Genomic DNA, 10,175 nt, shown 5'->3' with positions numbered 1-10,175 from the left:
GAAAACATCGTTATCATCATGGCAGCACAAATTATTTTGACCATAAACAGTAACTCCTTTTATTATTCATAGGCCTTCGCCGCACGCTTTGAATAACCAAACCATACAAAAATGGGATTATTTTTACAATAACCTGGAAAAATAGTCGACAAGAGCGATAAGCTGCTTGAATAAGGATGTGAAATAAGAGGAGATGGGCTCATGGTTCGGTTAGCTTTTTTTAAAGTGGTGGTTGCGTCTGGCTTGCTGTTTGTTTTCACACGTATTTATCAACATAATCAAATAGTGCGGTTGAACTATGCTTGGCAGCGGCTTGAGCATCAGCAGCAGCAGCTTTCAAAAAAAATCAATGATCTGTTGGTACAGCGTGAAAATCTTAAATCGTATCATGAGACACGGCAGTGGGCGTTGCATGTTTATGGGATGCAGGCAAGCTCGTTGAGTAAGGTGGTAACGGTAACGGGCTATGCTGCCAAGAGGTTGGTATGTTAAAAAAAGATTATAAATTTCGAGTGGTGGCGGTTTTTTGTGCTTTTACGCTGCTGTTTGTTGTGGTTATTATTCGACTTTTTCTTTTGCAAATCAGGCAAAAGAACTTTTTTAAGCATTTAGCGCAGCATCAATATCAAGTCGACGTTACCATTAATCCTGTGCGGGGTGAATTTTTAGATCGTCGCGGCAGGTTGTTGGCTATTAACCAAGAAGTGCCTTCAGCGTTTGTATTGCCTCATCAACTCAAAAATGCAGCAAAAACAAAGCTCTTTCTCAAAGAATGTTATCCAAGTGTGTATCAACGCATGGTGCAGCACCCTCAACGGCAGTTTTTGTGGGTGGATCGTAAATTACATGATCAACGCTTGGTGGCTTTTAAGGAACTGACAAAAAAATATGATATCGACGATATTCAATTTATTAACGAACCTCAGCGGTTTTATCCGCATAAAGAGTTGGGCCATGTTGTTGGATTTACCGATATTGACGGTCGTGGTATTGCTGGGCTGGAGTTGGTGTATGATAAAACGCTTAAGGGTGCCTCAACGGTAGTGAGTCTTTCCAAAGAGGCTCGCTGCTCGCAGTTGTATTTTGAAAAAACGGTTCAGCAGCAGGGATATGCCGGATCGCCCGTAATGTTGACACTTGATGCTACGCTCCAATTTTTGGCTTACCAAGAGCTTGAAGCAACGGTAAATCGCTATAATGCACAGGCGGGATCAGTGTTGATTATGGATCCAGACACGGGCGAAATTTTGACTATGGCAAACTATCCGGCATTTGATCCGCATTGTCCGCCTGATTCTCTTGATATTACCAAAAATAGTATTGTGACTGAGTGTTATGAGCTGGGCTCGGTCTTTAAGATCTTTGCAGGACTGGCAGCCCTTGAAGATGGGGTTGTTGAGTTTGATGAACCGGTTGATTGTCAGGGTAAGATTGCCTACGTTAATGGCTTTCGTGTTGAAAACTGGAAGTATAAAGAAGTATTGCCGTTTCACGATGTTATTACTCATTCGAGTAACGTTGGTATTGCCAAAATTATGCAGCGTGTGGGGGCATCATTTTATAAGCATTTGGTAGGATTTGGATTTGGTAAAAAGACTGGTATTGCTTTTCCTGGTGAGCGTGAGGGGTTTGTGAACCATCCAAAAAATTGGTCGGCTTCATCATTAATTGTGATGTCTTTTGGTTATGAAATTATGGCAAATTTGTTGCAGCTGGGTATGGCTATTTCTACAATTGCCAACGGTGGGTATCAGGTAAGGCCTACGCTGGTTCAACGAGAACTCTCGGCAGCAGAAAAAGAGCGTAAGTTGTACCGCCCTGACTCGATTGAAAAAATTAAGCAGATATTGGCAGCGGTTGGCAAAAATTATCAAGTTCCTGGGTATTTGGTGATGGGAAAAACGGGGACCGCGCGGTTAGTAAAAAATGGTGAATATTCCCTGACTAATCACATTTATACCTTTTCTGGGATCATTGAAAAAGACGATTACCGGCGTGTTATTGTAACATTTATTCGCGAGCCAGAAAAAGCCGGTTTTTGGGCATCGCAAATTAGTGCACCATTATTTCAAAAAGTTGCTGAAAAAATGGTTATGCACGAGCGCGGGACTTAGTTAAACGCGTTGGGAATATAGGTCATTTCGTAGTGCGTTCCATTGCTGGTAAGAGCTGCAATATCAAAGCGCAAGACTTTGTCTTGAATGTTGTGTTCTAACACAAAGCTATGAGCGGTACGAATTAACTTTTTTTGTTTGCTGTACGTAACCGTTTCACTGATGGGGAAGTATTTATCTTTGCGTGTTTTTACTTCAACAAAGACTAACAATTCGTCCTTGCTGGCAACAACATCAATTTCGCCCCAGCGCTTGCGGTAGTTGCGGGCACAAATGGTAAAGCCCTGCTTTTCTAGCCATTGGGCGGTAAAATCTTCACCTTTGTCGCCAAGTTCTTTGGTTTGTTTAATCATAATGTTAAAAAATAAACTTCTTTTTTGTTACCAATGCCTGAGCCATGCGTGTAAATTGTGATTGAGGGTGCTCATTAATAAGCTTTTCAAGTGAGTGTTTTATGTCTGATTTTTTGTTTTCGCGTTGCGCCAATTTGCATTCCAAGTAAAGAAGGCGTGGTTGTAAAGATTCATTTTTTTCGCCATACATTTTTTGCAAGTTTGCAAGACGGTTACGTGCTGCGCGGTAGCATTTTTCACGTTCTTCTGGTAGCGGTGTAGTATCGCCCTGTTTCAGATAGAAGTTGTACACATACACTTCTTTATTAATGAGCTTGTGTTCAGAGGTGTTTTGAATATCCAAAACATCTTTGCGATACTCTTGGTAACGGCTTTGTGCTAAATAATCATTGCACGCGGTAATAACGTCTTTGGTGACCGATTGATCGCAGTCGGTGCGCAGGGTGTGATAAAACTGGGCCAAAATTGAACGATACTTGGCGTACTCAGCTTTTGCGTCAGATGGGTAGTATTGTGAAAAGTGTTCATAAAGTTTTGTTGCTGCGGGGTAGTCGCCCGTTTTAAAGTAGGCATCGCCTAGCAGTAATTTAAAGTTGCCTATGTCTTCGTGGTCTGGGTGTTTGGCAATAATTTTGTCTAAATATTCAATAGCATTTTCGTGCTTTTGGCTATTCATTGAGGTAAGAGCGTGTTGTTTGAGCTCGTCAACATTCATATCTTCCACCTCTTTTTGTTTGGCACAACCAGAAAATAATAACAGAGAGAATGTGGCAATTATTGACAAAGTGCTGAATGTGGTATCTTTTCTTACAACCATGAACAATCCTTTTTGTGCATAAATGGGCCATGACTTAATCACACTTAGCAGTGTACGAAATTCTTGAATTTTTGCAAAATTGTCTGACTTAAAAGAAAATTAGCCAAAAATACTTAGTTCAGCTGGCGGCAACCCCAATTCTTTGATAGACTCTCACTTTCATCAAAATTACTGTTTGGTAGTAGCATAAAAAGGATGTCGATGGACAGAAAGCTTATTTATTCGGTTATTCTCTCGTGTGCAACGGTATGGGGTTTTCATTACTTTTTTGGTAATAAGGCACCAGTTGATCAAGGTGTTGTAACGGTAGGCCAACAAGGAGAAGTTGCTGCGGGGCAAGCAATTAGGGTGCCTGCAGTAGAAAATTTACATAAAACTTTGCAACTTGATCCAAATATTGATGAGCAAAAGAGCACCAGCCAAGAATTGTTGGTTACACTTGAAACAGACTTGGTGGTTGCTACGTTCTCAAGTTTTGGGGGCGTACTTAAAAATATTGCCTTCAAAGAACATCGAGGAGAGAACAATAAGCCGTTGCAAACGCTTACTCAGCACAAAATTCTTGAAGATTCTATGCTTAATAATTCCTGTTTCTTGCTTGCGTTTGAGCAAAATACGCCGTACGACTATTTATTGATCGACCGTCATCAAGATAACGATAAAGAAGTAGTGGTGTTTGGTACGCAGCATGCTGGCTGGCAGGTTAAGAAAACGTACACATTGCATAAAGATAGCTATAAGATTGATGTGGCTTTAGATTTTGTTCCACAAGGAAAAGTCTTGCCAATTAATCCACGCCTCTTTTTCATGGCACCATTTGTTACTGAGCTTACTGATAATGTTGTACAGCCAATTATTCTCAATGAGCGCAGTGCGTCGCTTGAAATTAAATCGTTGGATGATGTTCAGGGCTTGGCTTGGTATTGGGCTGGCAAGCGCGTTATTTTTGGTGCAAGCGATCGCTATTTTGGGCATATGTTGGTGAGTGATGACAATAAATTTGTACAACGAGCTTATTACAATGTTGCCGACAAATCTGCAGTAATGCCAATTCTTGAAGGCTATCAAATTTCTGAAGCTAAAACCTGTAACTTATCATTTTACATTGGACCAAAAGTTTATGATCACTTGGCTGCTGTTGACGAGCAATTGAGTGATATTATGTCTTTTGGTTGGCTTTCTTGGTTGTGTAAGTTGATGCTCAAGTTGCTTGATTTTGTGTATAAATTTGTAGGTAATTATGGCTTGGCTATTGTTGTTTTAAGCATCTTGTTGCGTTTGCCTTTCTTGCCGTTGTCATTTTATTCACGTGGCGTGATGGAAGAGTATCAAAAGCATCAGCCGTTTATTCAGCGCATCCGCGTGAAGTTAAAAAATAATCCGCAACTTCTGCAGCAAGAAATTATGCGTTATCACAAAGATCATAATCTGCCGGTGGCAGCCCCACTGATTGGTTGTTTGCCAATCTTGCTTCAGCTGCCCGTTTTGTTCTCTTTGTATCGTGTTTTAAGTAATTATCTTGATTTGTATCAAGCGCCATTTTATGGTTGGATTACTGACTTGTCGGCTAAAGATCCTTTCTATGTGCTCCCTGTTTTAATGGGTCTTTCCATGATTTGGCAACAAAGCCTTACTCCTGGTGGTGATGGTCGTCAACGGGTAGTTATGGGCTTTTCTGCTTTGGTTATGACGGTTGTTTTTGCGGGATTTCCGGCAGGGGTTGTGTTGTATTGGTTTATGAATAACATCTTGACGATTGGTGAAGATTATCTTCGTCGTCTTTTTGTTAAAAAAGATAATTACGCACCAACTACAATCTATAAGAAATAAGTTTTTTAAAAAAAAGAAAAAAGGAAGCCGGTGTTTGAGCTTTCTCCAACGTTACAAAAATTGGTACGGCAGCTGAATAAGGTGCCGTACCTTGCTTCAAAAAATGTCTATCGTGTTGCTATGTACTTTTTGAATAGCAGTCAAGAACAGGTTGATCAGCTGTGTCGTACTATTTTGGAAGCAAAAGAGGTTGTCAAGCAGTGCACCATATGCTTTAATTGGACCGAAGGTCAAGAGCTGTGCGTCATTTGCGCGTCTGCACAACGGCAAAAAACAACGGTATGTGTGGTAGAAACCTGGTACGATTTGTATGCGCTTGAGCGTGCAGGCGAGTTTAAGGGGCTGTACCATGTGTTGGGCGGTTCACTGTGCCCACTTGAAGGTATGGGTCCTGAAAATCTTACTATTGAGCCTTTGATTAAGCGGCTTGATGGCTCAATTACCGAGCTGATTTTTGCCACCAATGCTACGCCAGAAGGTGAGGCTACCGCCAGTTATATTTTTTCCAAAATAAAAGATAAGCAAATAACTGTTTCTAAGCTTGCTAGTGGTGTGCCAACTGGGTCTAGCTTGGAATATATGGATCGCATTACTATTTGCAAAGCGTTATCGGGTAGAAGGCCGTTTTGAAATTACGTAGTATTTTTCTTTTTCTGGTCGGTCTTTTTTTTGCCCCAGTAATCTATCCCGTTGCTCATCGGCTGGCCGAATCTATCGAAAATTTAACGATCAAGAGTCTGAGTCAACATATTCACAATCAAGACATTATTATTTTTGAGGGGCAGGTTGAAGCTCTTGTTGGCAAAACATTTCATTTATGGGCCGACCGTGTTCATGTTGATAAAAAAAATCTTATTGTAACTGCGTGCGGTAGCAAAGGTGCGCCGGTCAAATTTGAAAGTAATGACTTTTTAATGTTGACTGACGAGCTGGTGTTAGATCTTGCAAAAAAAACCGGTCATGCTACTAACTTAAAAATTCATGTTCGTGAGGGCTTTTTGTCGGCTGGGCGGGCAGAAAAAAAGAGTGACAATGAATGGAGCATGAGCAATATGGTCTATACGGCCTGCGATGCTGATCATAATCATTGGCATTTGTCTGCGCAGCGGGCTTTTATCAAAAGTAACTATTTTGTTCGTGTTTCTGGTGTTTTATTTAAAGTTGGCGGGGTGCCTATTTTTGGTCTGCCTACTATGGCATTTCCTATTCAGGGCCGTTCGCATTCAGGTTTTTTAATTCCCAAAATTTATTTTGATTACGACAATGGTATAGGTTTTAAGCAAGAATATTATCAGTATCTTGGTCCGCATTGCGATACAACCGTTGGTATTGATTGGAATGATAAAAAAGGCGTAGTTTTTACTGATGAGTTTCGTTGGGCCCGGTCGCCAGAAAGTTATGCTCTTTTTAAAGGGCACTATGCAATAGTTCGTAACGCCTACAAACAAGAAGGCGGTAAAATTTTTTCTGGAACACAGCATCGTTATTGGCTTGATGGTAAAGATTTTCATTCATTTGATGTGCCGGCTCTTAACGCGCATGTTAGCAGTCTTTTGTGCGCTGATTTTGGTACTGACAAGCGCATTGGGTATCAATTTTTTAATACGATTCAAGATATCGATGATCTGTTTTTTAATTCATGGATTTTTCGTGTTTTATGGCCCAGCGACATAGTAAATATGGGCATCGGTCGTATCAAAACTCAGCGACAGCAGTTTGCAGATTTATCAATTACGGAACGAGAAATGCTTAATGAGTTAGTAAAAACGGCTCAGCAAAGTGATCCAAAAGTTACCCAGCCACTTGTTAACAAAAAAGAGCTTGAAAATCGTGTTATTATAACCCAGCTTCCGTATTTTTCTTGGAATTCTGCTTATGCTCGTTGGGGTGGCATTGTCAGTTGGCGGCATGATTTGTTTGTTGATCAAATTGATTACCGAGAAGAAGAGTCGGAACGTTTGTTTGTGTATTCGCTTTTTGAAACTGAAAAAAACGTTGTTCCCTTAAATCATGCAACACTGGTGCGGCTTAATTATCAAGGTTGGTTGCAGGCTCTCTTGCCGTGGTCTGGGCATGCGTTGCGGTTGGCGGTGCAGCCAGTTGCGCAAGTGCGCAGCTTGATAGAAAAAGATCGATATCTGAATAACAATGTTATTGAAAAACGTCTTTTTGCCCGCGGTTCTTTGCGATTGTTTGCAACCAGTTTGGTTGAGTGGTCATTGCCTGAGCTTGCTTTTACCAGTGAGTCGTGGCGGTCTGAATATTTTGTGCAGCCGTTGGTGCGGTGGGAATATGTGCCGCGTTTTGCCCAAGATCATTGGTTTTATATTGACCGGCTTGATCGGTTTTATGCACAAAACGAAATCAGTGCTGGTTTGAGTACTGCCATGATGCTCAATGATGTGAGTCTTGATATTGAAGTAACCCAGGGGTACGACTTTAATAATCAGCGTGATATATTTCCGCTCAAGCGGGGTGTGAGCAAGAGTCATGTGCTGCCATTTCGTTATTCTGCTAGCTTGCAGCATCGTTTTTTGCAATCTAGCGTGGTGCAAGAGTGGGACATTAACGCAGGTAAGCTTCTGCATTCTTATTTCTTGAATGAATTTATTGCTGAGCGAGTAAGTTTGGGGGCTGGTTACTTGTACCAAGCACGAGATGCTCAGCAAACGTGGGGTTTGCTGGCAAATACCCCGCACTTTCTCTTGTTCAATGGCTCAATGCCCTTGAGTAAGCAATTTTCACTTCATTATGACGGTCAGTTTTATGCAGAAAAGGGTGAGCACTTTTTTGGGTTGGCTCAAATAAAGCCGTTGTTGCATAAAGTTCGGTTAGAATATGAAGGGCATTGTTGGGGCTTTTATTTGGGTTATGAAGAGAAAAAATATCGTGAAATTGGGATTGATAAAAGCGAGCGAGCGCTAATTTTTTCTTTGCGCCTTGATTCGCTTGGTTCATTTGCTAAAAAATTCAAACGTCCTAAACTTCCTAAATAAGTACGTTATTAATTCATAAAAGACCGCTTTAAAAGGATAGTAAACTATGCTTACGCATGACTATGCCCGTTTTAAAAATCGCCGAAAAAATTTACGTGAGTTTATCAAGCAACAGTACCCAGAACTTACCAAGGGTGTTTTTATTTTGCCCGCTGGTTTTGAGCAGGAGCGGCATCGCTTTCGTCAAGAAAGCTCATTTTTTTATTTGACCGGTCTTCATGAGCCTGCTGCAGTTTTGTGTGTCTATCTTGATGGTCGTGAGGTTTTGTATCTGCCAAACTTTGGTAACGAGCGTAAAAAATGGGTAGAGGTTTATGTAGACACATCAACAAGTCCCGAGCACATTGGCGTTGATAGCATTTGTCATTTGAGTGAGCCGGTGCGTGGCTATTCATATTCGCCGTTTTTCGATTCTGCTTCTTATCAGCACTTGTTAAAAGATTTAAAAGAGTATGTTGGTAGTGATGCAACACTATTTACGGTGCTCGACACTAATGCTCCTTATTTTGAACAGATCAAGCTTGTTGAGCAGTGGTTGCAGCATATGCCTCAATTGAAAGAGCGCGTACAAGATGTCTCGCCGGTTTTGCACCACATGCGCCGCATTAAAGACGATCATGAGCTGAGTATGCTTACTAAAGCCGTTGCCATTACCGAGCAGGCGCAGTATAACGCTCTCAAAATGATGAAGCCGGGCGTTTTTGAATATCAGATTCAGGCAATTATTGAGCATACGTTTATTGAGCAGGGTGCATCGCGCTCATCATTTCCCAGCATTGTGGCTAGTGGCAAAAACTCAACGGTGTTGCATTATACTGCCAGTAGCAGGCAGCTTGAAATGAATGATTTGGTGGTGGTAGATATTGGCGCTGAATATGGTCATTATGCGGCCGATTTAACGCGTACGTATCCAGTTGGGGGTGTTTTTACGCCGCGGCAACGTGAGGTTTATCAAGCGGTGTTGGACACGCAAGAGCATATTGCAAAGCTTGCAAAGCCAGGCATGTTTTTACGGAATGCTCAAAAGAAAGAGCAGTCATTGCATTATTTGGCCGTAGAGTTTTTGCGCGCTGCTGGTTTTGCCGACTACTTTCCGCACGGTCTTGGTCACTACTTGGGGCTTGATGTGCACGACGTTGGCGACTATGCCCGTTCGCTTGAAGTTGGTGATGTGTTTACCATTGAGCCGGGCATTTATATTGCGGCAGAATCTTTGGGCGTGCGGATTGAAGATGACTATGTTATGTGTGCCAATGGTGCTGAGTGTTTAAGTGCTGCGTTGCCAAAAACTATTGATGAAATCGAAGCTTTGATGAAATTGTAAGCAATAAACAGCTGTTATTTTTTTTAGAATAAAAAGAGTTGCTAGTTCAAAAAAAATTTACTATCTTTGCCAGGGTGGCAATTTTTTTGAGTCTTTTGAAAGACCAGGAAGTTGCTTAAGGAGAGAAGTCAGAGGGTCCGAGTAGTTTTTTTGAAGGAGAGTCGTATGTTTAAGCGTATCGTGCGTAATTCTATGGCATTTGCGTTTGTGTTAGTTTTCAGTGCAAATGTTCAAGCACAACAAATTTCTGGTGAGCAACAAGAAGTTTTGGTGCAACAGTTTATTCAAGCTGCCCATCAAGAAGGTATTTCTGAGCAAGATTTAGTAACCATGTTGACAACAGAGATTGAAAATTCTGAAGCAAATATTGATTGCTCGTTTCTTGGCACCAGCTTTGATCTTCCTACCATGGGACTTACATTGCTTGCAGTTCTTATTGGTACACTTGCGTGGGACCAAGTAGCAGCTATTGCGCGTAAAATTCCTCTTGTTGGTAAATTTGTACCAGCAGGCAATAGACAATTGCAACAAAACATTCTTGCTCTTGATACCCGTATCAAGGCGCTTGAATCAGCAGGTAAAGCTGAGTAAGAATTTAACGTAATAAAAAAAGGGGCGTCGCAACGGCGCCTCTTTTTTTTGTTCAAAAATAATCTTTTGGCATAAATATTTGTTTTCCTGCTCTACCTGCAGTAAACTTTGAACAATTTGTTTGAATCTTAGACAGATAGTGTAAATCAT

At 41.3% G+C, this 10,175-nt stretch carries 9 protein-coding genes; 7 read left to right on the top strand and 2 right to left on the bottom strand.

The window, feature by feature from the left end; translation table 11 throughout:
- Nucleotides 1–201: 201 nt before the first annotated feature.
- Together K2W90_07010 and K2W90_07005 are read left to right on the top strand one after the other, a co-directional pair.
- Nucleotides 202–492 (top strand): hypothetical protein, encoded by a 291-nt coding sequence (locus K2W90_07010; protein ID MBY0354084.1) that lies wholly within the window; start codon nt 202–204, stop codon nt 490–492.
- Nucleotides 486–2,114, top strand: coding sequence for a penicillin-binding protein 2 (locus K2W90_07005; GenBank protein MBY0354083.1), 1,629 nt, complete (start codon nt 486–488; stop codon nt 2,112–2,114). Before K2W90_07010 ends, K2W90_07005 begins: the two co-directional genes overlap by 7 nt.
- On the opposite strand, the gene K2W90_07000 is transcribed toward K2W90_07005, so the two are convergent.
- Together K2W90_07000 and bamD are read right to left on the bottom strand one after the other, a co-directional pair.
- The gene (locus K2W90_07000) at nt 2,111–2,467 is read right to left on the bottom strand and encodes a YraN family protein (protein MBY0354082.1); all 357 of its coding nucleotides are present in this window, start codon (nt 2,465–2,467) and stop codon (nt 2,111–2,113) included. The two genes, K2W90_07005 and K2W90_07000, sit on opposite strands and share 4 nt — an antisense overlap.
- 4 nt (nt 2,468–2,471) lie before the next feature.
- Entirely contained in the window at nt 2,472–3,284 is an 813-nt protein-coding gene (gene bamD, locus K2W90_06995) for an outer membrane protein assembly factor BamD (GenBank protein MBY0354081.1), read from the bottom strand.
- Nucleotides 3,285–3,485: 201 nt separating this feature from the next.
- Here bamD and yidC point away from each other — a divergent pair, with 201 nt between their 5' ends.
- The 5 genes from yidC to K2W90_06970 all read left to right on the top strand — a co-directional run bounded on the left by yidC (nt 3,486) and on the right by K2W90_06970 (nt 10,025).
- Nucleotides 3,486–5,114, top strand: a complete 1,629-nt coding sequence (gene yidC / locus K2W90_06990; protein MBY0354080.1) for a membrane protein insertase YidC — start codon at nt 3,486–3,488, stop codon at nt 5,112–5,114.
- A 30-nt stretch (nt 5,115–5,144) separates the two neighbouring features.
- Nucleotides 5,145–5,744, top strand: a complete 600-nt coding sequence (gene recR, locus K2W90_06985) for a recombination mediator RecR (GenBank protein MBY0354079.1) — start codon at nt 5,145–5,147, stop codon at nt 5,742–5,744.
- On the top strand, nt 5,741–8,110 hold the full coding sequence (locus K2W90_06980; GenBank protein ID MBY0354078.1) for a hypothetical protein: 2,370 nt from the start codon (nt 5,741–5,743) through the stop codon (nt 8,108–8,110). Before recR ends, K2W90_06980 begins: the two co-directional genes overlap by 4 nt.
- 46 nt (nt 8,111–8,156) lie before the next feature.
- Nucleotides 8,157–9,434, top strand: coding sequence for a Xaa-Pro peptidase family protein (locus tag K2W90_06975; protein MBY0354077.1), 1,278 nt, complete (start codon nt 8,157–8,159; stop codon nt 9,432–9,434).
- A gap of 165 nt (nt 9,435–9,599) precedes the next feature.
- Nucleotides 9,600–10,025, top strand: coding sequence for a hypothetical protein (locus tag K2W90_06970; protein MBY0354076.1), 426 nt, complete (start codon nt 9,600–9,602; stop codon nt 10,023–10,025).
- Nucleotides 10,026–10,175: the final 150 nt, after the last annotated feature.

The organism is Candidatus Babeliales bacterium, assembly GCA_019749895.1.
Lineage (GTDB): Bacteria > Babelota > Babeliae > Babelales > RVW-14 > AaIE-18.
This window is presented reverse-complemented; position numbering and strand designations above follow the sequence as displayed.

Excerpts from the sequence above, each read along its gene's own strand:
- K2W90_07010 (MBY0354084.1), top strand. The coding sequence starts at position 202 with ATGGTTCGGTTAGCTTTTTTTAAAGTGGTGGTTGCGTCTGGCTTGCTG.
- K2W90_07005 (MBY0354083.1), top strand. The coding sequence starts at position 486 with ATGTTAAAAAAAGATTATAAATTTCGAGTGGTGGCGGTTTTTTGTGCT.
- K2W90_07000 (MBY0354082.1), bottom strand. The coding sequence starts at position 2,467 with ATGATTAAACAAACCAAAGAACTTGGCGACAAAGGTGAAGATTTTACC.
- bamD (MBY0354081.1), bottom strand. The coding sequence starts at position 3,284 with ATGGTTGTAAGAAAAGATACCACATTCAGCACTTTGTCAATAATTGCC.
- yidC (MBY0354080.1), top strand. The coding sequence starts at position 3,486 with ATGGACAGAAAGCTTATTTATTCGGTTATTCTCTCGTGTGCAACGGTA.
- K2W90_06975 (MBY0354077.1), top strand. The coding sequence starts at position 8,157 with ATGCTTACGCATGACTATGCCCGTTTTAAAAATCGCCGAAAAAATTTA.
- K2W90_06970 (MBY0354076.1), top strand. The coding sequence starts at position 9,600 with ATGTTTAAGCGTATCGTGCGTAATTCTATGGCATTTGCGTTTGTGTTA.